The sequence below is a fragment of the Cupriavidus sp. 05T42 genome, assembly GCF_056396345.1.
In genome coordinates, this window is record NZ_JBFTLH010000015.1 from 14,817 (window position 1) to 36,517 (window position 21,701).

Annotated in this window: 23 protein-coding genes; 17 read left to right on the forward strand and 6 right to left on the reverse strand. The window is 68.9% G+C overall.

Annotated elements, in window-relative coordinates:
- The first annotated feature begins 43 nt into the window (after positions 1-43).
- From AC1EJR_RS19500 to AC1EJR_RS19550, 11 genes are all read left to right on the forward strand, one after another.
- Positions 44-1,510, forward strand: coding sequence for an ABC transporter substrate-binding protein (locus AC1EJR_RS19500; protein WP_477113498.1), 1,467 nt, complete (start codon positions 44-46; stop codon positions 1,508-1,510).
- Entirely contained in the window at positions 1,498-2,529 is a 1,032-nt protein-coding gene (locus AC1EJR_RS19505) for an ABC transporter permease (protein WP_477147424.1), read from the forward strand. Before AC1EJR_RS19500 ends, AC1EJR_RS19505 begins: the two co-directional genes overlap by 13 nt.
- Positions 2,526-3,323 carry an ABC transporter permease gene (locus tag AC1EJR_RS19510; RefSeq protein WP_477147425.1) on the forward strand — a complete coding sequence of 266 codons (798 nt, stop codon included), beginning with the start codon at positions 2,526-2,528 and terminating at the stop codon, positions 3,321-3,323. Before AC1EJR_RS19505 ends, AC1EJR_RS19510 begins: the two co-directional genes overlap by 4 nt.
- Complete coding sequence (locus tag AC1EJR_RS19515) at positions 3,320-4,765, forward strand: ABC transporter ATP-binding protein (RefSeq protein ID WP_477147426.1); 1,446 nt, start codon at positions 3,320-3,322, stop codon at positions 4,763-4,765. Before AC1EJR_RS19510 ends, AC1EJR_RS19515 begins: the two co-directional genes overlap by 4 nt.
- Before the next feature lie 2 nt (positions 4,766-4,767).
- Positions 4,768-6,390 (forward strand): L,D-transpeptidase family protein, encoded by a 1,623-nt coding sequence (locus tag AC1EJR_RS19520; protein WP_477147427.1) that lies wholly within the window; start codon positions 4,768-4,770, stop codon positions 6,388-6,390.
- A 39-nt stretch (positions 6,391-6,429) separates the two neighbouring features.
- Entirely contained in the window at positions 6,430-6,999 is a 570-nt protein-coding gene (locus tag AC1EJR_RS19525; RefSeq protein WP_441593205.1) for a YcbK family protein, read from the forward strand.
- A 565-nt stretch (positions 7,000-7,564) separates the two neighbouring features.
- Positions 7,565-8,887 carry an oxalate/formate MFS antiporter gene (gene oxlT / locus AC1EJR_RS19530; RefSeq protein ID WP_441593207.1) on the forward strand — a complete coding sequence of 441 codons (1,323 nt, stop codon included), beginning with the start codon at positions 7,565-7,567 and terminating at the stop codon, positions 8,885-8,887.
- A 257-nt stretch (positions 8,888-9,144) separates the two neighbouring features.
- On the forward strand, positions 9,145-10,092 hold the full coding sequence (locus tag AC1EJR_RS19535; protein WP_092296846.1) for a helix-turn-helix transcriptional regulator: 948 nt from the start codon (positions 9,145-9,147) through the stop codon (positions 10,090-10,092).
- 31 nt (positions 10,093-10,123) lie between these two features.
- A complete protein-coding gene (locus AC1EJR_RS19540) occupies positions 10,124-10,549 on the forward strand; it encodes a DUF3331 domain-containing protein (protein ID WP_477147428.1) in 426 nt (141 codons plus the stop codon).
- A 159-nt stretch (positions 10,550-10,708) separates the two neighbouring features.
- The gene (locus AC1EJR_RS19545; protein ID WP_441593209.1) at positions 10,709-11,008 is read left to right on the forward strand and encodes a hypothetical protein; all 300 of its coding nucleotides are present in this window, start codon (positions 10,709-10,711) and stop codon (positions 11,006-11,008) included.
- A 108-nt stretch (positions 11,009-11,116) separates the two neighbouring features.
- A complete protein-coding gene (locus AC1EJR_RS19550; protein WP_177219953.1) occupies positions 11,117-11,269 on the forward strand; it encodes a hypothetical protein in 153 nt (50 codons plus the stop codon).
- Positions 11,270-11,285: 16 nt separating this feature from the next.
- Here the strand turns inward: AC1EJR_RS19550 and AC1EJR_RS19555 are convergent, their stop codons facing one another.
- From AC1EJR_RS19555 to AC1EJR_RS19565, 3 genes are all read right to left on the reverse strand, one after another.
- A complete protein-coding gene (locus tag AC1EJR_RS19555) occupies positions 11,286-11,939 on the reverse strand; it encodes a response regulator transcription factor (protein WP_092296537.1) in 654 nt (217 codons plus the stop codon).
- A complete protein-coding gene (locus AC1EJR_RS19560) occupies positions 11,929-13,482 on the reverse strand; it encodes a sensor histidine kinase (protein WP_477113495.1) in 1,554 nt (517 codons plus the stop codon). The genes AC1EJR_RS19555 and AC1EJR_RS19560 overlap by 11 nt, the downstream gene beginning before the upstream one ends.
- 188 nt (positions 13,483-13,670) lie before the next feature.
- On the reverse strand, positions 13,671-14,120 hold the full coding sequence (locus tag AC1EJR_RS19565; RefSeq protein ID WP_369823483.1) for a response regulator transcription factor: 450 nt from the start codon (positions 14,118-14,120) through the stop codon (positions 13,671-13,673).
- Positions 14,121-14,313: 193 nt separating this feature from the next.
- Between AC1EJR_RS19565 and AC1EJR_RS19570 the strand changes: the two genes are divergently transcribed.
- A complete protein-coding gene (locus AC1EJR_RS19570) occupies positions 14,314-14,814 on the forward strand; it encodes a Dps family protein (RefSeq protein WP_092296546.1) in 501 nt (166 codons plus the stop codon).
- A gap of 138 nt (positions 14,815-14,952) precedes the next feature.
- Positions 14,953-15,351 carry a mechanosensitive ion channel protein MscS gene (locus AC1EJR_RS19575; protein ID WP_092296849.1) on the forward strand — a complete coding sequence of 133 codons (399 nt, stop codon included), beginning with the start codon at positions 14,953-14,955 and terminating at the stop codon, positions 15,349-15,351.
- A 7-nt stretch (positions 15,352-15,358) separates the two neighbouring features.
- Here the strand turns inward: AC1EJR_RS19575 and AC1EJR_RS19580 are convergent, their stop codons facing one another.
- Positions 15,359-16,816 carry an amidase gene (locus AC1EJR_RS19580; RefSeq protein WP_477113494.1) on the reverse strand — a complete coding sequence of 486 codons (1,458 nt, stop codon included), beginning with the start codon at positions 16,814-16,816 and terminating at the stop codon, positions 15,359-15,361.
- 146 nt (positions 16,817-16,962) lie between these two features.
- Here AC1EJR_RS19580 and AC1EJR_RS19585 point away from each other — a divergent pair, with 146 nt between their 5' ends.
- Together AC1EJR_RS19585 and AC1EJR_RS19590 are read left to right on the forward strand one after the other, a co-directional pair.
- Positions 16,963-17,862: a LysR family transcriptional regulator gene (locus tag AC1EJR_RS19585; RefSeq protein ID WP_477113493.1), complete on the forward strand. Its 900-nt coding sequence runs from the start codon at positions 16,963-16,965 to the stop codon at positions 17,860-17,862.
- A gap of 158 nt (positions 17,863-18,020) precedes the next feature.
- Positions 18,021-18,557 carry a ferritin-like domain-containing protein gene (locus tag AC1EJR_RS19590; RefSeq protein WP_177219954.1) on the forward strand — a complete coding sequence of 179 codons (537 nt, stop codon included), beginning with the start codon at positions 18,021-18,023 and terminating at the stop codon, positions 18,555-18,557.
- Positions 18,558-18,647: 90 nt separating this feature from the next.
- Here AC1EJR_RS19590 and AC1EJR_RS19595 read toward each other — a convergent pair whose 3' ends face one another.
- Positions 18,648-19,112 carry a hemerythrin domain-containing protein gene (locus AC1EJR_RS19595; protein ID WP_092296557.1) on the reverse strand — a complete coding sequence of 155 codons (465 nt, stop codon included), beginning with the start codon at positions 19,110-19,112 and terminating at the stop codon, positions 18,648-18,650.
- A 193-nt stretch (positions 19,113-19,305) separates the two neighbouring features.
- On the reverse strand, positions 19,306-19,824 hold the full coding sequence (locus AC1EJR_RS19600) for a cupin domain-containing protein (RefSeq protein WP_477113492.1): 519 nt from the start codon (positions 19,822-19,824) through the stop codon (positions 19,306-19,308).
- Positions 19,825-20,016: 192 nt separating this feature from the next.
- On the opposite strand from AC1EJR_RS19600, the gene AC1EJR_RS19605 reads away from it, so the two are divergent.
- Positions 20,017-20,925: a DMT family transporter gene (locus tag AC1EJR_RS19605; RefSeq protein WP_477113491.1), complete on the forward strand. Its 909-nt coding sequence runs from the start codon at positions 20,017-20,019 to the stop codon at positions 20,923-20,925.
- On the forward strand, positions 20,909-21,682 hold the full coding sequence (locus AC1EJR_RS19610) for a helix-turn-helix transcriptional regulator (RefSeq protein WP_477113490.1): 774 nt from the start codon (positions 20,909-20,911) through the stop codon (positions 21,680-21,682). Before AC1EJR_RS19605 ends, AC1EJR_RS19610 begins: the two co-directional genes overlap by 17 nt.
- Positions 21,683-21,701: the final 19 nt, after the last annotated feature.

Below are 21,701 nucleotides of genomic sequence, written 5' to 3' on the forward strand. Positions count from 1 at the left end.
GTTGGCGGCACCGATTGTGTCGACGGTGGGCGCTGGGAAAGCCGTGTTCGCGCAGCCGCGGCCGACCTTGCGCGTGATCGGGCCGTGGGAGCTGTCCAGCCTCGATCCGCTGCGCAACGGCTACCTGTTCTCGCGCATGCAGGTCACCGAGACGCTGGTCGACTACGCCCCGGCCGGCGTGCCGGTACCGGGGCTGGCGGCCGGCTGGCAGATGTCGCCAGACGGCCTGCAATGGCGCTTCGCACTGCGGCCGGGCGCGCGTTTCCATGACGGCACGCCGGTGATGGCCGCCGATGTGGTCGCTGCCCTCGGACGCGCCCGCCATGCCGCCGGGGTGCTGGGTGCGGCGCCCATCGCGGGGATCGATGCCGAAACCGGTGCGGTAAGCATCCGGCTCGCGCGCCCCTTCGCCCCCCTGCTAGCCCTGCTCTCCCATAGCAGCACGCAGGTGCTGGCGCCGGCCTCGTTCGGCGCCGACGGCACGGTGCGCGCGATCATCGGATCGGGCCCGTACCGCGTGACCGAACTCGCGCCGCCGCAGCACTTCGCCGTGGAAGCGTTCGACGGATGGCACGGCGCCCGGCCAGCCGTGACGCGGGCCGAGTATCTGTCAGTGGGCCGCGCCGAGATGCGCGCGCTGATGGCCGAGGCCGGACAAGCCCAGCTGGCCTATGGGCTCGACCCGGGCAGCATCGCACGGCTCCAGCGTGGCCGCGCCGTGGCCGTGCATGCCGTGACCGTTCCCCGCACCACGCTGCTGAAGCTCAATGCCAGCCATCCCCTGCTGGCCGATGCGCGAGTGCGCCGCGCGCTGGCACTGGCGCTGGACCGGCGCGGCATCGCCAGTGCCATCCTGCGTGATCCTTCGCTGGCGGCAGGCCAGTTGTTCCCGCCCGCCCTGCCCGGCTGGCACGATCCGCGACTCCCTGCGCTGGCCTACGACCCTGCCGCCGCGTGCGGCCTGCTGGCTGAGGCCGGCTTCCGGCCCGATGCCGACGGCGTCCTGCAGCGCGGCCCGGATCGGCTCGCGCTGACGCTGCGCACCTTCCCGGACCGGCCCGAGCTGCCGGTCATCGCCGCCGCCATCCAGGAGCAGTGGCGGCAGGTGGGCTTGACGGTGCGCGTGGCGGTGGGCAATTCGAGCGACATTCCGTTCGGGCATCGCGACGGCACGCTCGAAGTGGGCCTGCTGGCGCGCAACTTCGGCGTGGTGCCGGACGCCTTCGGTGCGGTGGCGCAGGACTTCGCGGTCCAGGGCGGGGACTGGGGGCCGATGCGCTGGTCTTCGCCGGCGGTGACGGCCGCGCTGGCCGCGTTGCCGTCCACGCCGGAAGGCCCGCGCGCCGAGGCGCTGCGTCGGCAGGTGGCGGACACGCTGCACGACGCGATGCCGCTGATCCCCGTGGTCTGGTATCGCCAGACGCTGGCGGCCAGCCCCCGGCTGGCTGGGGTGTCCATCGATCCCTTCGAACGTTCCTACCGGCTGACGCAACTGCAATGGAAAACCTGACCCGCGCCGCGTTGCCCGGCGCCGACCCGGTGGCCGTGCCTACCGCCACCCTCCGGCGCGACACCACGCGCCAGCTTGGCCGCATCGTGCTCCAGCGTGGCGTGCAGGCGCTCGTGGTGGCTGCGCTGGTCGGCACGGTGAGCTTCCTGATGATGCGGCTGTTGCCCGGCGACATGGCGTTCCGGATCGCCGCCGGCCGCTATGGCTACGACATGGTCACCGCGCAGGCCGCCGAAGCGGTGCGCATGGAGCTGGGACTCGGCCTGCCGTGGTTCGAGAGCCTCGTGGCGTGGTGGGGGCACCTGCTGCGGATGGACCTGGGCGTCTCGGCAGTGACGGGCGCGCCGGTGGCCGCCGAAATCGCCCATCAACTGGGCCATACGCTGTCGCTGGCGCTGGCGGCGCTGGCGGTGTCGTGCGCCATCGCCGTGCCGMTCGGCTTCGCGGCGGGTCTGCGGCCCGCTGGCCGGCTGGACCGGCTGACGCTGTGGCTGTCCGTGCTGCTGCGCGCGCTGCCGCCGTTCGTGCTCGGCATCGTGCTGGTGGCCGTGCTGGCGGTCCAACTCGGCCTGATTCCAGCCGGCGGCGATGCCGCGCACGGCTCGCTGATCGCTCCGGCGCTCACGCTGGGGCTGGGCCTCGCCGCCACGGCGATGCGCGTGGCACGTGATGCGATGGCCACGGTGACCGCCTCGCCGTATTTCCTGTTCGCGCGCACCAAGGGGCTCTCTGACCGGGCCGCGCTGCTGCGCCACGGCGTGCGTAATGCCGCCGTGCCGCTGGTGGCCTACCTCGGCGTGCAACTGGTCTTTCTGGTGGAGGGCGTGGTGGTGATCGAGACGCTGTTCGCATGGCCCGGCATCGGCCATGCGCTGGTTCACGCGATCTTCGGGCGGGACGTGCCGATGATCCAGGGCACGGCGCTGGTCATGGGGCTGCTGTTCGTGGCGCTCAATACGCTGGTGGATCTGGCCTGCGCGGCGATCGATCCGCGCGTGCGCATCGGGAGGGGCCGATGACCTGGCATCCCCGCCGCAAAGCCGGCGCCGCCCTGCTGCTGGTGCTGGCGCTGTTCGCCATCGTCGGCCCCTGGCTGGCGCCGCGCGCCCCGTTCGAGCAGAACCTCTACGGCATTCTCCAGGTGCCGCAACTGGCCGAGCCGCTCGGCACCGACCATCTGGGCCGCAGCATGCTGGCGCGGCTGGMGAGCGCGGCGCGGCTCTCGCTCGGGCTGGCGCTGCTGAGCGTGGCCTSTGCCGCCGTGCCGGGCACGCTGCTCGGCCTGCTGGCCGCGTGGCGCGGCGGCTGGACCGAGCGCCTGACCGGCGCCGTGGCGGACGCGGTGCTGGCGCTGCCGGGCCTGCTGCTGGTGTTGTTGCTGAGCGCGTTCGCGCCGGGCGACTACTGGCCGCTCTATGTCGGCCTGTCGCTGGTGCTGTGGGTCGAGTACTACCGCGTGACGCGGGCCACGGCGCGCGTGGTACTGGCCAGCCATCATGTGGAAGCGGCGCGGCTGCTCGGCTTCGGTCCCGGCTATATCGTGCGGCGGCATCTGCTGCCCGAGCTGGCGCCGCTGCTGGCCACGCTGATGAGTTTTGGCGCCGGCGCGGCGGTGCTGGCGCTGGCGGCGATGGGCTTTGTCGGCCTGGGCGCGCAGCCGCCGGCGGCTGAACTGGGGCTGATGATGACCGAGTTGCTCCCTTATGCGGCGGAGGCGCCGTGGATCATCGCCTGGCCGATCCTGCTGCTCGGGATCGCCATCCTGGGGCTGGTGCTGGTATCGACCGGCGCGCCGGCGGAGGCCGACGCATGACCCGCATCGACACCCATCCCCTGCTGGCCGTGGATGCGCTGACCGTGGACAGCGCCGACGGCCAGCTGCTTGCGCCGGTGTCGTTCACGCTGGAGGCCGGACGCGCCCTGACGCTGCTCGGCGAAAGCGGCTCCGGCAAGAGCCTGCTGGCGCATGCGCTGATGGGCACGCTGCCGCGCGGCCTGCGCGCGGGCGGCACCCTCACGGTCGATGGCCGCCGCTGCGACGCCGCCGACCCCGCCACGCGGCGGGCGATGTGGGGCCGACAACTGGCGCTGTTGCCGCAGGAGCCGTGGTTCGCGCTCGATCCGACCATGCGGGTGGGCCGGCAACTGGCGGAGACGCATGCGCTGGCCGGGATCGGCAACGCGCAGGCGTGGCGCCGGGCCTTGCACGACCTGCACGGGCTGGGCATGGCGCACGCGGCGCAGGCGTGGCCGACGACGCTGTCCGGCGGCATGGCGCAGCGGGTGGCCTTCGCCATCACTCGGGCGGGCGGCGCGCCGGTGCTGATTGTCGATGAGCCCACCAAAGGCCTCGACCGAGTCTGGCGCGATGAACTGGTGGCCCGGCTGCAGGCGGCGCTCGGCGAAGGATGCGCGCTGCTGACGATCACGCACGACATCGCCGTGGCCCGTGCGCTGGGCGGCGATGTGGCGGTCATGCTCGACGGCAAGCTGGTCGAACGGGGAGACGCCGCGGCGGTCCTCGGTGCGCCCGGGCATGCCTATACGCGCGCGCTGGTGGCTGCCGAGCCAGCGAACTGGCCGCCGCTGACCGCCCCGTCGCCCGGTGGCGATGACATCCTGCGCGCGTGCGGCGTGACCAAGCAATTCGGCGACCGGACCTTGTTCCGTTCCCTCGACCTGACCCTGCACGCCGGCGAGCGACTGGCGGTCACCGGGCCCAGCGGCAGCGGCAAATCGACCCTCGGCAACGTGCTGCTCGGGCTGGTCGCACCGGACGGCGGCACGGTACATCGGCCGGATGGGATCGCAAAAGTGCGCTATCAAAAACTTTATCAGGACCCGGCCGGCGCGTTCGCCCCGCATGCCAGCATTGGCCGCGCGCTGGAGGATCTGGCCGCGCTGCACCGGATCGACCGGGCGCGCATCGCGCCGCTGCTCAAGCGGCTGAAACTGGCGCCGAACCTGCTCGCGCGCCGGCCGGGTGCGGTGTCTGGCGGCGAACTCCAGCGCTTTGCGCTGCTGCGTGCGCTACTGCTGACGCCCGCCTTCCTGTTCGCCGACGAACCCACCTCGCGGCTGGACCCGGTAACGCAGCAGGACACCCTGGCGCTGATCCTCGAAGCCTGCGCGGACACCGGCGCGGCACTGATGCTGGTCACGCACKACGAGGAGATTGCCGTCCGGGTGAGCGACCGTCGCATGGCGATCGGGTACGATACCCCGTTCCCGCAATGCACTCGCCCATGCCAATGACGATGACATTTGCCGTAACGCCGCCGATACCGCCCGCCCCTTCCCCCTCCCGTGCCCGCTACCGCCTTGCCGCGACCTGCGTGGCGTGGCTGCTCTGCGGCGCGGCCAGTGCGTGGGCGGAGCCGCTCTGGTTTGTCGATGGCAAGCCGACGCAGGCCGCGCGGCAGGCCGTGACGGCACTGAGCGATGCGGGCGCCGATGGGCTAGAAGCCCAGGACTACGATGCCGAGTCGCTGGGCCGCATCGTCACGCAGGCCGCTGCCGGACCCGCGCTGGCGCCGGAAGCCGTGGAGCGTATCGACGGGGCGTTGACCCAGTCGATGCAACACTATCTGTCCGATCTGCACCGGGGGCGCGTCGATCCGCGCAAGGTGCATGCGGGCTTCGATGTCTCGAAGGAAAAGCCGTTCGACCCGGACGCCACCCTGCGCGCCGCCTTGGCCGCCAACCGGCTGCCCGATGCGATTCGCGAAGCGCCGCCGGCGTTCCCGCTCTATGGCACGCTGCGCACGGCGCTGGCCCGCTATCGCGCGCTGGCCGCCGAGCCGCTGTGGAATGCACCGCTGCCCGCGCCGCCCGGCGGCAAGCTGACGCCGGGGCAGCCCTACAGCGCCCTGCCCCAACTGGCCCAACGGCTGGCGGCGCTGGGCGACCTGCCGGCAGGCACGCCCGCACCGGACGGCTACAAGGGCGCGCTGGTGGAGGCCGTGAAGACCTTCCAGTCTCGTCATGGGATGACCGCCGATGGGGTGATCGGCAAGGGCACGCTGGCCCAGCTGAATACGCCCCCGTCGGCACGCGTCAGGCAGATCGCGCTGACCATGGAGCGGCTGCGCTGGACCCCGCTGGCCGACAGCCCGCGCATGATCGTGGTCAACGTGCCGGAATTCGTGCTGCGCGCCTATGACTATCGCGACGGCAAGCTCGACATCCGGCTGGAGATGAAGGTCATCGTCGGCAAGGCGCTGGACACGCGCACGCCGCTGTTCGAGGAGGACATGCGCTACATCGAGTTCAGTCCCTACTGGAACGTGCCGCCCTCCATCGCGCGGGCCGAACTGGTGCCGCACTTCCGGCGCGATCCGGGCTATTTCACGCGGCAGGGCTTCGAGTTCGTGTCCGGCACGACGGCCGTGCCGACGCTGAACGAGGCCAACCTGAGCGCGGTGCTGGCCGGCAAGATGCGCATCCGCCAGCGGCCTGGGCCGCTGAACGCGCTGGGCGACATCAAGTTCGTGTTTCCGAACAACCAGAACATCTACCTCCATCACACGCCCTCGCCGCAGCTATTCCAGCGCGACCGGCGCGACTTCAGCCATGGCTGCATCCGGGTGGAGGCGCCGGTCGAACTCGCCAAGTTCGTCCTGCAGGACAAGCCGGACTGKACCGAGGCGCGCATCCGTCAGGCCATGACCAAGGGCAGCTCGAACACGGTGTCACTGCAGGCGCCGTTGCCAGTGGTGCTGGCCTACGGCACGGCGATTGCGCGGGCCGATGGCCGGGTATACTTCCTCGCTGACATTTACGGGCAGGACAAAGTGCTCGATCAGGCGCTACAGCAGCGTGCCGTGCGGCGGCAAAGCCCCACGACCGATGCTGCCGCCAGTCCGGCGCGTCCTTCCTAACCGCCGATTTCGCGCATCGCCCCCTTCGCCGCCATCGCCATGACGTATTCCCACAACACGCCAGCCCGTCGCCGTTTCCTCCGCCAATCCGGCGGTGTGGCCTTAGCTGCGGGTCTGTCAGCGCTGTCGGTACCGCGTCTGGCGCTGGCCAGCGTGCCGGGCGCGCGGGCGCTGTCGTTCTCGCATACGCATACCGGCGAGCAGATCTCGCTGGTCTACGCGATGGGTGATCAGGTGCTGCCGGACGCCCAGCAGGCGCTGAACCGCTTCCTGCGCGACCACTACTCGGGCGACGTGGGCAACATCGACCCGAAGCTGTTCGGGCTGCTCTCCGACCTGCGCGGGGTGCTGGGCGCCGAGCAGGCGTACGAGGTGATTTCCGGCTACCGCAGCCCGGTCACCAATGAGCGCCTGCGCAAGACCCGGGGCGGTGGCGTGGCCCGGCGCAGCCTGCATATGGATGGCATGGCCATCGACATCCGCCTGCCCGGCGTGCCGCTGGCGGACCTGCGCGACGCGGCGGTGTCCCTGGGCGGCGGCGGCGTGGGCCTCTACACGCGCGACAACTTCGTGCACGTGGATACCGGGCGGGTGCGGCACTGGGGTTGAGGTTTCCCTCGCCCCCGCCGCGCGTTGCCGCGCGGATTCATGAGTTAATCTGATTCGTCCCCGCTGATAATCCATCAATCGGACTKGCCGCATTTATTCCCGCGCGACGTCCCGTCGCTTATTCCCACGTATTTTCATTTTTCCGCATCGCGTCAATTTGCGATTTAATCCATCGCCCTGCCTGGATTATCTCCATTACATTTTTGTCATTTGGCGGAAAACCACGTACGCGCCCTTTATTTTGTGCGTATAACTGCGACTACATGCTGCGGACTGGTGTCACGCAACGTGCCTCCGCCCGCCGGGACGCCTGCGGGCATTTTTTTTTGCCATTATTGATTCGTCCCTCATCTGAGCCAGCCGCATTGATTCCGATAATCACTGTATTTGGTGAAAACCCTGCTGCGTCTTTATCTTGCGCTGCGCTGGTATATCACATACTTTGTATTTGACCGCCCAATCGATAAATGGGCCGGCATACGATTTATTCCTTTTCGCGAGCGCACATCGCATCCAGGAAACAGGAGACAAAACATGCCACAACAAACCACCCAGGGAGCGCGCCATGACTAGTCCATCCTCCGCCGCACTCACCCCGAACCAGCAGGCATCGGAACGGACCCGCTGGATCCAGCTGGCCTTCGGCGTCGTCTGTATGGTCGCCACGGCCAACATCCAGTACGCCTGGACGCTGTTCGTGCCGGAAATCCAGCAGACCTACGGCTGGCCGCGCGCGCAGATCCAGGTGGCGTTCACGTTGTTCGTGCTGGTCCAGACCTGGCTCGCGCCGATCGAGGGCTACTTCATCGACAAGTTCGGCCCGCGCCTGATGGTGGCGTTCGGCGCACTGTTCATCGGCGCGGCCTGGATCATCAACTCGCAGGCCACCACGCTGGCGGGCTTCTACTTCGGCGCGGCGGTGGGCGGGATTGGCGTCGGGTCGATCTATGCCACCTGTATCAACAATGCCCTGAAATGGTTCCCGGACCGGCGCGGGCTGGCGGTTGGCCTGACCGCCGGCGGCTACGGCGCGGGCTCGGCGGCCACGATCCTGCCGATCGCGGCGATGATCGAGACGTCCGGCTTCCAGGACACGTTCTTCTTCTTCGGCGTGCTGCAAGGCTCCATCGCGTTTGTTGCCGCGTGGTTCCTGCGTTCGCCGCGTAGCCAGGAAACCCGGGCGTCGAACAAACTGGCCCAGGCCACGCGTGACTACACGCTCAAGGAGGCCATGAGCACCAGGCTGTTCTGGCTGATGTTCATCATGTTCATCCTGGTCGTGACGGGGGGCATGATGGCCGTGGCCCAGCTTGGCGTCATCGCCAAGGACCTCGGCGTCAAGGACTTCAAGGTCGATCTCCACTTCTTCGTGATGGCGGCCCTGCCGCTGGCGCTGATGCTGGACCGCATCATGAACGGCATCTCGCGGCCAATGTTCGGGTGGATCTCGGACCATATCGGCCGGGAGAAGACGATGGTGATCGCCTTCACGCTGGAGGGCATCGGGATCATCGCGCTGGGGTACTTCGGCAGCAACCCGTACGCGTTCCTGATCCTGTCCGCCGTGGTGTTCCTGGCCTGGGGCGAGGTCTACTCGCTGTTCTCGGCACTGGCCGGCGACGCCTTCGGCACCAAGCACATCGGCAAGATCTACGGCGTGCTCTACACGGCGAAGGGGATTGGCGCGCTGTTCGTGCCGATCGGCAACCTGATGATGGAGGCCACCGGCACGTGGTCCACGGTGCTCTACACCGTGGCCGGCATGGACCTGACGGCGGCCTTCCTGGCCATCGTGGTGCTGCGGCCGGTGCTGGCCGGCCATGTGGCGACGTCCAAGAGCCTGTTCGCCAAGGAATCGGCGGCGGGCGGCGCGCCCGTCAGCGCCTGAACGCATATCCTTATGAGACCGCGTAATATCTAGCGGGCGACGGGCTTCCTCGGAAGCCCGTTTTGCTTCTTCGGAAGCCCATTTCCCTTGGTGGCCGGCCCCCCGCCGACTAAACCAAGGTATGAGTTGCGCAAACCATTTGACACCGTGCGCAACCGTTTGTAGGGCTATTCGGCCTTCTTTGCCTGATATACCTTGAAGCCATGCTGGGTCTAGCGGCCCAGAACCGCTTCAACGTTCAGTTCAAAGGGGCCGTCATGCATCACGCTTCGCTCTTCCCGGTCAGTACCGCCCGCCTACCCGCGCCACCAGGACTCATCGGCGCCGAGCAGCAGTGGCGCGCACCTTCCCACGACACGGGCGCCCAGATCCCGGTCTCGCGCTGGACGCTCGAGCCCAGCGAACCGTTCCAGGTTTCCCATCCCGGCGCCGACGCCCACCACTGCATCGCCATGAACCTGCGCTGCACCACGCTGGCGTTCGTGCATGCGGGCCGGCCGCTGGTGGATGGGCGGGTCACCGCCGGGGCCGTGCAGGTGACCGCGCCGGGCGTACCGGTGCGCGCCACCTTCCAGGCGCCCGCCGACGTGCTCCACCTCTACGCCACGCAGGCGGTGCTGGCCGAATGCCACGCCGACCTGTTCGATCGCCCCCATGCCGGCGACATCGTGCTCGACTCGCCCAAGCTGCTGCAGGATCCGGCGCTCGAACGGCTCGGCCAGGCCCTGGCGATGACCCAGGTGCAAGACGCCGGCGCGAGCCGCATCTTCGTCGAGAGCGTGAGCCTGGCCATCGTCTCGCGCCTCGTGGCGCGGCATTTCCAGGCCGGTGCGACGGAGGCCCCGGGCGGCAGCCTGGCGCCGCTGCCGCCGTGGCGCCTGCGCCGTGCCACGGACTACATCGACGCGCATTTGTCCGAAGCGATTGGTCTGGCCGATATCGCGCAGAGCACCGGCCTTACCCGCATGCACTTCGCGGCGCAGTTCCGCCGCGCCACCGGCCTGCGGCCGCACGAATACCTGCTGCGGCGGCGCGTGGAACATGCGCAGTCGCTGCTGAGCGCCAGCGGCCAGTCGATTCTCGACGTCGCCATGCATTGCGGCTTCCGCTCGCAATCTCACTTCACCACCGTGTTCAAGCGCTTTGTGGGCGAGACCCCCTACAACTGGCGCGTAAAACGCAGCCTGGAGCGCAAGGCTGCCTGAGCAGCCGTCGCCCTCAACCCGGAGCCCCATCATGCTTGCAGACAACCTCGTGACAGACCAGGTTGCGCCCACGCGCAACCGCCCCGACCCCTGGCAGCAGGCACTCGGGCTGCTGTTTGCGCAGTCCGACCAACCGGCCGGCAGCCCCGTGTCCTACCAGCGCTGCGGTCGCCAGGATCTGGCCGGCGTGCTGATCCGCATCATCTACATGCCCGATTCGCACACCGCTGTGCTGTCGTGGAACGATGCCACCCACTGCCGCTACGGCGAGCAGCAATGGGGCACGGCCTTCGCGCGCGTGGCGGGCTTCTGCGCGATGAGCGGACGCCAGATCGAGCCCGGCGATGCCATCTACAAGCCCCGCCCGCAGCGTCCGCGTGCGCGCAATGCCGACGCGATGATCCTCGCCGACGTCCTGCTCACGCAGGCCGTCGTGGCCGGGGTTGCGGCGAGTTAAACCTAAGGATGAGGTCCCGCAACGAATGCGCTATCGGCGGCGACGGATGTACAAATGATTTTCGGGGCGTGAGTCTCTAAGCTTGATTCCAGGCAGCCAGCAATGCGCGGCAGCCGCCAGGAAACCCAAAGCTGCACCCTCACTGATGGAGAGATTCCCATGACCACACGCACCCAACGCATCGTTTCCGCAACCGCCCTGCTCGTGCTGGGCAGCCTCGGCGGCCTCGCCTCCGTGGCCCACGCCAGCGTCAGCTCGCCGCGTGACCCGTACACCGATGGTGCCCGCGTCGACTCGCCGCGTGACCCCTACACCGATGGTGCCCGTGTCGATTCCCCGCGCGACCCGTACACCCAGGGCGCACGCTTCGACCAGCCCGCGAATGCCTCCGCCACGCTGCAACTGGCCGGGCGCGACCTGACCGGCGTCTCGGCATCGCCCGAGAAGTCGGACGCCTGAGTCCAGGCCCACGCACCCAGCGACCGCCTCTTGCGATGCCCCGACAGCGGGCCATCGCGACAGGCATCCGGCACGCCGATGCTCCGGCCTGCCCACCCGGAGCCCATCATGCACATCCACACCCCGACCATGTCCGCCCAGCACGTGTCTTACCCCGTCGCCGTCACGCGACGCGAACGCAAGATGATCTGCTACTGGCTTGGTGTCTGCACCGCCTGCTGCGGCATGGCGGCCCTGATCTCGACGTGGGCGCCGGTCTGACGCGATCGCTGATGGCTTACTGCGAAGCCGCCGGCGTCATGCCGAGCGCTTCGGCCTTCAGCACGAAGTCGGCCAGCGAACGCGAGCCCATCTTCTTCATGGCCTGGCCACGGTGGATCTTTACCGTGATCTCGCTCAGGCCCAGGTTCGACGCGATCTGCTTGTTCATCAGCCCGCGCACCACCTGTGCCATCACTTCCCGCTCACGCTGGGTCAGCGTGGCAAAGCGCTGGCGCAAGTCCGCGCTCGACTGATCGGCCACGCGCCGCTGGGCGTCGCGCGCCAGGGCGCTGTTCACGGCGTCCAGCATGTCCTGGTCCCGGAACGGCTTGGCGAGGAAGTCCGTCGCACCCGCCTTCATCGCCTTGACCGACATGGCAATGTCGCCATGGGCGGTCATGAAGACAATGGGAATGCTGACCTGGTCCGCGCCGATCTGCTCCTGCACGGCGAGGCCGCTCTGGCCCTTGAGCCGGACATCGAGGATCAGGCAGCTTGGCGCGTCGGTCCGCTCGCACGCCAGGAATTCCTGCGCGGAGGCGAACGTCTGCACCTGATGCCCGACGGAGCGCAGCAGCATCGCCACGGCAATCCGCATCGACTCGTCGTCATCGACCACATAGACCACGCCACTCGCCGCCTCGTTGACCGCGCCCGACTCATTGCCCATGTTCGCTCCCTGCTTCCGCGGTCTGCCGTAGGGCCGCGCATTCGCCGTCCGGTGCATCGGCGAGATGCAGCGGCAGCATGATGTGGAAGGCCGCGCCGCCCTCGGGTGGCGAGTCGGCCCAGATGCGGCCGCCGTGCGCCTCGACGATGGAGCGGCAGATCGACAGGCCCATGCCCATCCCCTCGGCCTTGGTGGTGAAGAACGCGCTGAACAGCCGCCCGGCCTCTTCCGGTGCGATGCCCTTGCCGGCGTCCCGCACGGTGATTTGCGCCTGGCGCGACTCGGCCAGCGCGGTGTTGACCCAAAGCTTGCGGGGGCGGCCGGTGCCCTCCATCGCCTGCACGGCGTTCAGGAGCAAATTGATCAGCACCTGCTGAAGCTGCACGCGGTCGCCGCAGATCATCGCGTCCGGCAGCGCCAGGTCGATCGCCGACTCCACATGGTGATCCTGCAGCTCCCGGCGCATCAGTTCGATCGACTCGCGCACCAGGCTGTCCAGCGCGGTCTCGGCGTAGACCGGATCGCGCTTCTGCGCCATCGAGCGGATCTGCCGGATGATGTCGCTGGAGCGCCGCGCGTCGCGGATCATCTGGTCGATGGACTGGGTGGCCTCGGCGACGTCCGGCTGCGCCCGGTTCAGCCAGCGTAGCGCGGAGTCCCCACAGGTKACGATGGCCGCGATCGGCTGCGTCACCTCATGGGCGATGGACGCCGCCAGCTCGCCCAGCGTGGTCATGCGCATCACGTGCGCGAGTTCGGTGGAGGTGCGCTGCAAGGCCTGCTGAGTCTGGACGGCGGCGGTGATGTCCATCAGCGCGCCTACGTACTCGGTATAGTCCGACGCCGACTCGCGCAGGCGCGACACCAGGTGCACGTGCTTGACCGTGCCATCCGGCATGCGCAGCCGATGCCGCACGTCGATCAGGTGCACGCCCTGCCGCATCTGGTCGCGCACGGATATCACCAGCGGCAGGTCTTCGGGAAAGGCGCGCGCCAGGACCAGGTCCGGACCCGGCGTCACCGTGCGGTCGTAGCCGAAGATCCGGTAGGCCTCGTCGGACCACGTCATCGTGTCGCCGGGCACGCGCATGGCGATGCTGCCGGTCTGGCTCAGTTGCTGCGCTTCGGCCAGGAAGGCTTCACTGCGTGCGAGCGCAGCCTCGGCCGTGGCGCGGATCTGCATTTCCTCGTGGAGCTGGGCGGTCTTGGCGAGGTTGCGCATGGCCAGCAGCGAGGTGCTGGCCAGCGCCAGCAGGCTGAACACGCAGCGCGCCAGCGGGCCGGCGTCCTCGGTGACCGTGCGCTGGAACAGGAAGGCGAAGATGGTGAGCGCGGCGCAGCCGATGGCCGAATACAGCGTGGCCTGCTGCGAGCCGGTGGCAGCCACCAGCAGCACGACCACCACGTAGAGCACGGCGACGGCAATCGTCAGCGGCGTCAGGACATCGATCAGGAAAATCCCCAGCGTCAGCAGGGCCGCCAGGGTCAGCAGCGCGCGCGGATTCTCGGATTTMGGCCTGTGCACGGCGGTTGGCTCGGACATGCTCGGGGTGGCTCCTCGGGGGGGACTTCGGCGGTTTCAACTACCGCTGGCCGTCGGCAGTCTTGCGGGGCGGTCGCTTGCACAGTCGTGGTGCGATCGGGCACGGACGTGCCATCGATCCCGCGGGATGTGTGCGCAGGAATTATACATAGCGGGTGGCAAAAGTGACGCACCGCAGGGCACGGCACTTATGCGCTCGGCGCCGCCTTGCCGATCCGATCCAGGCACGCCTGCAGTGCGGCGCCGTCCACCGGCTTATTGAGGAAGGAAAGTGCACCGTTCTTCATCGCCTGCCTGCGCGTGGCTTCCACGGAAAACGCGGTAATGAAGATCACGGGCACGTGCACGCCGGCTTCTGTCAGCCGGCGATGCATCTCGATGCCAGTGATGCCGGGCATCTGGACATCGGAGATCACGCAATCCACCTCGGCGGCACAGCCGGAGTTCAGGAACGCCGTGGCGGTGTCGAAAAGGATGACTTCCCAGCCCAGGGAGCGAACCAGGCGCGACGTGGCGACTCGCACGGAGTCGTCGTCGTCAACGATGGCCAATAATTGTTTGTTGTGCAAAGCGACTACCTCGACCGGACTGAAACACGCAGCGGGCCCGGACCGACTTGCCGGGATGCGTGCTGGCATGATACGAGGCCCGTCCCTGCGGCGGAACTATATGTATGTATAGTCTGGTCCGGCTCGGCGGGCAGCCTGCCCGGCCGCCCCCGGCCCGGCGCGCCAACGTGCGTTATCGACAATTCCGGGGGCCGGCGGCAACGCCGGCGCGGGGCGTGGCCCGATCATGGCGGGCCGAACCCCCTGACAACCAGGAGCCACCATGCCCGCACCCTCCCTCGTCACCGCCACCACCGTCGCCACGTCCGTCCCGGACGCCAAGGGCGTCGCCGCCATCGCGGCGCACCTCAACCCGCTGCTTGCCGATGTCTTCGCGCTCTACCTGAAGACCAAGAACTTTCACTGGCACATGTCCGGCCCGCACTTCCGCGACTATCACCTGATGCTCGACGAGCAGTCGGCGCAGATCTTCGCCATCACCGACGACATTGCCGAGCGGGTGCGCAAGCTCGGCGCCACCACGCTGCGCTCCATCGGCGATGTCACCCGCCAGCAGCGCCTGCGTGACAACGATGCCGACCGCGTGGCCCCGCGCGACATGCTGGCGGAACTGCGCGCCGACAATCTGCAACTGGCCGCGATCATGCTCGACGCCCACGCCGTCTGCGACGACCACGGCGACGTGGCCACGGCGAGCCTGCTCGAGAACTGGATCGACGAGGCCCAGCGCCGCGCCTGGTTCCTGGCCGAAGCCAGCGAGTAAGCGGGGTCGCTTCCGGGCACGGCGCCATATGTTGCAGCCGTAACATCTGCTCACCATCGCGTAACCCACTGTAATGCGTCGCAGGGCATGATGGCTTCCATCGAGCAAGGCCGATCATCGGCCGACAAGGAGCCCGACATGCGCCAATCGATTCGTTACACCGGTATTGCCGTTCTCTGCGCCGCCATGCTGGCCGCCGGGCCGGCGTCGGCCCGCGGCCGCCATCACGGTGGCGGCGGGTCGGACGGCGCCGCGGCTGCGCTGGCGGTGGGCGCCATCGCGGCGCTGGCCATCGGCGCGGCGGTCTTCAGCCAGCCCGTGGTGGCTGCACCGGCGCCGGTCTACGCGCCGCCGCAGCCGGTGGCCTACGCCGCCCCGCAGGTGCCACCGGGCTACTGCTACAGCAACTACCAGCGCGCCTACGTGCCGTGCGCGCCGGCCGCACCGGCGGGTTACGGGCAGGTCGAGTACCAGCAGGGCTATGACCAGGGCTACAACCAAGGTTACAACCCCGGTTACAACCGTTACGGGTATTGATCGCCCATCAAGCCTGCGCCGCGCCAGCCCAGACGGCTGGCCGGCGCCCCGCCCAGCCCATCTCCCGTTCCAGTTGCCCCGCCAGCCGGAACAGCATCCCCTCCTCCGCGAACCCCGCCCCGAACTGCATGCCGATCGGCAGCCCGCTCGCCGCGTCCACGCATAGCGGCACGGACATCGCCGGCAGCCCCGCCACGTTGAACGCCGGCGTGTAGGGCGAGTGCCGGAACACGCGGTCGGTCCAGTCCAGTCCATCCATGGTTGCCGCGCCGGCGGCATAGGTGCCCACCGGCTCAGGCAGGGCCGGCATCGTTGGCGTCAGCAGGACGTCGATGTCATCGAACCAGGTCGCCGTGGCCCGCGTCACCGCGTTGCGCACGTCGAGCGCTGCCGCGAAGGCGGGGCCGGTGACGCGCTGGCCGTAGCGGTACGCCGCCAGTGTTTGCGGCTCCAGCGTGGTGGCGTCGATGGGGCGCCCGGTGGCCGCTGCCACGCCATCGATCCAGCCGACCAGCGTGGCACACCAGATGCGCGCATTCGCCAGGACGACCGCCTCCCACGATGCGCCCAGCGGCAGCGTGACGTCATCGACATGGTGGCCCAGCCCTGCCAACTGCGCGGCCACGCCCGCCACCGCCTGCGCCATGACCGGGGCCACGCCAGCCCCGCTGAACGGCGGCACCATCACGCCGATGCGCAGCCGGCCCGGTTCCCGCCCCACTTCGTCGAGAAAGGGTCGGGACGGCGCGGGCGTGTGATACGGCTCGCCGGCGGCGGTGCCGTGCATGGCGTCGAGCAGCGCGGCGCTGTCGCGCACCGTGCGGCTCAGCCCGCCCTGCACGCCGAGCCCGGCGAAGACTTCGTCCAGACCGGGACCGTTCGAGACCCGGCCACGCGTGGATTTGAGCCCGAACAGGCCGTTGAACGCCGCCGGCACGCGGATCGACCCAGCGGCATCAGTCGCATGCGCCAGCGGCACTATCCCGGCCGCCACGGCGGCACCGGCCCCGCCGCTGGAACCGCCCGCGCTCAACGCCGGCTGCCAGGGGTTGCGCGTGGCGCCCTGCTGAAGGGACTCGGTCGCGGTGCTGAACGCCATCTCCGGCGTAGCCGTTCGGCCAATTGTTACCAGCCCGGCGGCGCGCAGCCGCTGCATCAGGAACGAGTCCGATGGCGCCACGAGGCCCGCCGCCAGCCGCGAGCCCAGCTCCAGCCGCTTGCCCGCCATCGACAGCGCGAGATCTTTGACGAGGAACGGCACGCCGGCCAGCGGCCCACTGCCGGGTGCCGCCGAAGACCCGGCTGCATCGGCCGGCCAGTCCTCCACCACCGCGCCAATCCTCGGATTCACGGCGGCAATCGCACGGCGGGCCACTTCCGCCAGTTCCCCCGCACTCACCTCACCGCGCGCCACCAGTTGGCCCAGCCCGACCGCGTCATAGGTCACGTACTCGCTCAATTTCATGATCGCCTTCCTGCCTTGTTGGATTCGATGGGGCGATCTTACGGAGCGAGTGGCGTCGTGATTAGTCCCCGGATCCGGGCAGCATTGGCCCATTGATGGGACAATCGCATTTCTCCTAAAAGCGGGCCTTAGCAGGGACCAGAACGATGGCGGCAGACCTTAACGACACGCTGATCTTCGTGCGCGTGGTGCAATCGGGCAGTTTCACGGCGGCGGCGCGCGCGTCGCAGATGCCCAAGACCACGGTCAGCCGGCGCGTGATGGCGCTGGAGGCCCAGCTCGGCACGCAACTGCTCCTCCGCACCACACGCCGGCTGGCGTTGACGGACGCCGGCGCGGCCTACTTCGAGCACAGCCAGCTCCTGGCCCGCCACCTCGACGACGCCCAGGCCGCCGTCGAGCAGTTGCAGCACGGCCCGCGCGGCTGGCTCCGTGTGACGCTGCCGTACTCGTTCGGCACCACGTGGATCGCCCCCCTGCTGGCCGCCTTCCGTGCGGCCTATCCCGAAGTGCGTCTGGAGATCCTTGCCTCGCACGTGCCGCTCGACCTCGTTGCCGAAGAGATCGACGTGGCGCTGCGCCTCGGCGTGCTGCCCGATTCCGACCTCATCGCACGCCGGCTCGGCAGTTTCCCGACCGGCGTCTATGCCAGCCCCGCCTACCTGAAGCGGCACGGTGTGCCAGACCATCCCGCCGCCCTGCTCGACCACGCCACGCTGGCGCTTCATCAGGCGCGGCGCGAGCGCGGCTATGCGTGGCCCCTGCGGCAGGCCGCCGGCCGTGCGCGGGATTTTCCGATCAATCCGGTGATCGTGGCGAGCGACCCCGCGCTGCTGCACGACGCGCTGTGTGCCGGCGAAGGACTCTCGCTGGCGATGGACCGCAGCCTCGCCCCGGACGTGACCGCGCGCCGGCTGCGCCGCGTGCTGCCGGCGTGGACCGGGCCGGCGCAGGACTTCCACGCGGTGTTCCCGCGCCGCCGCGTGGCATCGCCCAAAGTCACTGCTTTTGTGGATTTCCTGCGCGCGCGGCTGCTGCCGGCCTAGCCCCGGCGGGCGGGTTGTAGGACCGAACCCGATAGCAGAATGGGGCACGGGCTGACGCCGCGCGGCGTGCGCGGAACTCTAAGATAGATACGCACCAAATCCCCACATAAAGTGCCCACACAAGTCCCCGCTCACGGTTGGCAAAGGAGTCCATCACAATGCAATCCCAACCCTTCCTCACCGACATCAAGACTCTCCGCGAACGTGCCCGCAAGAAGATCGAAGACGGCGCCGTCACCGAGGGCTACGACGGCGACCGCAGCACCGTGATCGAGTTGCTCAATACCGCACTCGCCACGGAAATCGTCTGCGTGCTGCGCTATCGCCGCCACTATTTCATGGCCAAGGGCCCGAACTCGAAGAGCGTTGCTGACGAATTCCTCCAGCATTCCAACGAGGAGCAAGGCCACGCGGACCAGATTTCCGAGCGCATCGTCCAACTGGGCGGCGAACCCAACCTGTCGCCGGACGGCCTGCTGACGCGCAGCCATTCGGAGTACTCCGAGGGCGACGACCTCGCCAGCATGATCCGCGAGAACCTCGTGGCCGAGCGGATTGCGATCGACAGCTATCGCGAGATCGTCCAGTACCTGGGCGACAAAGATCCGACCACGCGCCGCATGATGGAAGAGATCCTGGCCGTCGAGGAAGAACACGCCGATGAACTGGCCGATCTGCTCGCCAATCAAGGTTAAGGGCGATAAAGCGATCTAAACGCCACGCATCGCAGCGATAAAGAAAGGCCCATCCACCTCGGATGGGCCTTTTTTCGTCCGCGCCAACGATCAGGCCGTCACGCCTTCCAGTTCGTGCTTGCGCTCCTCGAGCTGCGCCGCCACCGCCTTGAGGTCGACCTTGGCCTGGATCACCGCCTTGAACAGCTCGCTTTCCTCTTCCTCCACGTGGTGCCCGACGTACTCGGTCAACACCTTGTAGTTGGCGTCGAGCATGGCCTTATCGCCCGATTCGATCTTCGCGATCAACTGCTTGGCCACCATGTGCTCGACCTTGGCTTCRTCCAGCATGTCGTCGATCTTGTCCGAAACGCCGCGCAGGGCGGGATAGAAGATCTCCTCCTCGATCTGGGCGTGGATGCTCAGCGCGTGGCAGGTTTCCGCCGCAATCGACTGCTTGGCGCTGTCCTGTTTGGCTTCCTCGAACTGCTTGAACAGCTTCTTGACGGCGCGATGGTCGTCCAGCAACAGGCTCAGGGCCGGACGCTGGCCGACCGGGATCTTGGACTTATCCATGATGACTCCTCGTTCTGTGGGGTTTTTGCGGGGTGGGGATGCGGACATTGCGAAAACGGGTCCGTGGACCGGTTCTGCAAAAGCCGTTCCCGGCCGCCCGACGCCGCCCGACGCCACCAAATCGGCGTACGGCAGCGGCCAGGCCCGCCCGCTACGCGTAAAACTTGCCGGCGAACGTAGGGAGCGCGGCCGGTCAGCCCTGCGGGAGCCGGGGCGCCAGCCGGGCGATCACCTCGGCGTGATGCGGATGGGCGACGGCCAGCGCGGCGGCGTCGGCCAGTTCGAACTCGCTGAACTCGAACCCGGGCGCCACCGTGCAGCCCACCAGCGAATAGCCGCCGGCGTAACCCGCCACCCGCTCGGCCGCGAACCAGCAGCCGGCCGGCACCACCGCCTGGAACGCGGTGCCCGCGTCGTGCAGCGGGTTGCCGAGGTGGTGGGTGTGCAACCGGCCTGCGGCATCGATCACATGCACGTCGAGCGGCCCGCCGGCGTAGAAATGCCAGCCTTCGTCCGCGCAGATGCGGTGCCACGCCGAATACGCGTCATCGCACAGCAGGTAATAGATGGCCGTGGAGGCGGCGCGCTCCACGCCGTCGGCCCGGCGGACCCGCGTGGCGTCGCGGTAGGTCTCCCGGTAGAATCCCCCCTCCGGATGGGGCACGAGGCCGAGATCCTGGATCAGGCGGTGATGCGGCGCGGTCGTTGGCATGGCGGGAACGGCCCGATCGGGGCCGGAAGACGTGGACAAGGCGCATATTGTCCATGAGGTCCATCGGATTTGTCTGAAGGTCGATTGCAGGAATCGCCAAGACAGCCCCCTCCCGCCCCGCTACCCTGCCGGACAATCTCCCCCAATGCGGCCACTGACCGGCCGCCCGGAATCTGATCGAGTACCGCTTCCATGTCGCGCCCCCTGCCCGCCTGGCTGCCTGGCCTGGCCTTCGTCCTGATCTGGTCCACCGGCTTTATCGTCGGCAAGGCGGTCGTGCCCGTGGCCGACACCAGCCTGTTCCTGCTCGCCCGCTTTGCGCTGGCCGGGCTGATGTTCACGCTGGCGGCGGTGCTGGCCGGGGCGGCGTGGCCGGCGGCGCGCGAGGTGCCCCGCCACCTGCTGGCTGGCGCGCTGATGCAGGGCATCTACCTGTGTGCCGGCTACGGCGCCGTGGCGCACGGGCTGTCGCCGTCCGTGATGGCGCTGCTGGGCGCCCTGCAGCCGCTGCTGACCGCGCTGCTTGCCATCCCACTATTAAAAGAGCTAGCTTCGATGCGCACCTGGCGCGGGCTCGCGCTCGGCGCGGCCGGCGTGGGGCTGGTCGTCCTGCCGGCGATGCGGGCCGGCGCGCCGCACGCGGTGTCGCCGTGGATCGTGCTGATCGGCCTGCTGGCCATTGTTTCCATCACCATGGGTACGCTCTTGCAGAAGACCTCCATCGCCAAGGCCGACATTCGCGCCAGCTCGGCCTGGCAGAATGCCGGCGCGATGTTGGTGGCCGGCGCGCTGGTCACGGTCAACGGCGGCCCGGGCGCGCTGCACTGGGAGCCGGGCGTCACGCTGTGGGCGTCGCTGGCCTATGCCGCGCTGGTGCTGTCGGGGCTCGGTACGTGGCTGCTGCTGGGGCTGGTGCGCCGCGGGCGCGCCGCCAACGCCGCCGCGCTGATGTTCCTCGCCCCGCCGCTGGCCGCCGTGCAGGCCGCGCTGCTGTTTGGCGACCATCTGGTGCCGCTCCAGTGGCTCGGCATGGCCGTGGCCGGCGGCGGGGTGTGGCTGTGCCAGACCCAGGGACGGACGCAACGTGCCGAAGCGCGCTGACCACGCCGCCCCGCTGGTCGAGCCGCGGCGATTCCAGCCGCAGCCGCTCGGCCATGCGCACGACTACCACCAGTTGCTGTTCGGCGTGGACGGCGCCATCGAACTGGAAATCGACGGTCACGCCTATCGTGTGGATGCCGAACACGGCCTGGTCGTGCCCGGTGGCGAACACCATGTCTGCGTGGGCCTGACCGAGAACCTGCAGCTTGTGGCCGACTTCCCGGCCAGTTCCGTGGCCCTGCCGGCCCGGCTGATGGCCCGCCCGCGCACCTTCGCGCTGGAGGGCCCGCTCGCCGCGCAAGTGCGCACGCTCGTCACCATCCCGAAAACCCACCCCGGCGCCCCGCCGCAGCACGACTGGCAGCGCGCGGCCATCCTCGCCGGCAATCTGGCCACCTCGCTCGGGCAGGACCTCACCCGGCACGACGCCGCCCGCTTCCCGGTCATGGCGATCGACGCCTGCCTGCGCGCCAGCCTCGCCGAACCACCCCGCGCCGACGAACTCGCCAGCCGCTTCGGCTGGGGCGCCCGCCACTTCCATACCCTGTTTTGCGAAGCCTTCGGCGACACGCCGCACGGCTACCAGACCCGCCTGCGCCTCGATCAGGCCGTGCAATGGCTGATGGCCGGCACGATGCCGCTGACCGACATCGCCTTCGGCGTCGGCTATCCCGACCAGACGACTTTTACCCGCGCGTTCGCCCGCCGCTTCGGCCTGCCGCCGGGGGCTTGGCGTGAGGCGGCGCGGCGCGGCTGACGCGCTCGCCATCCCTCTC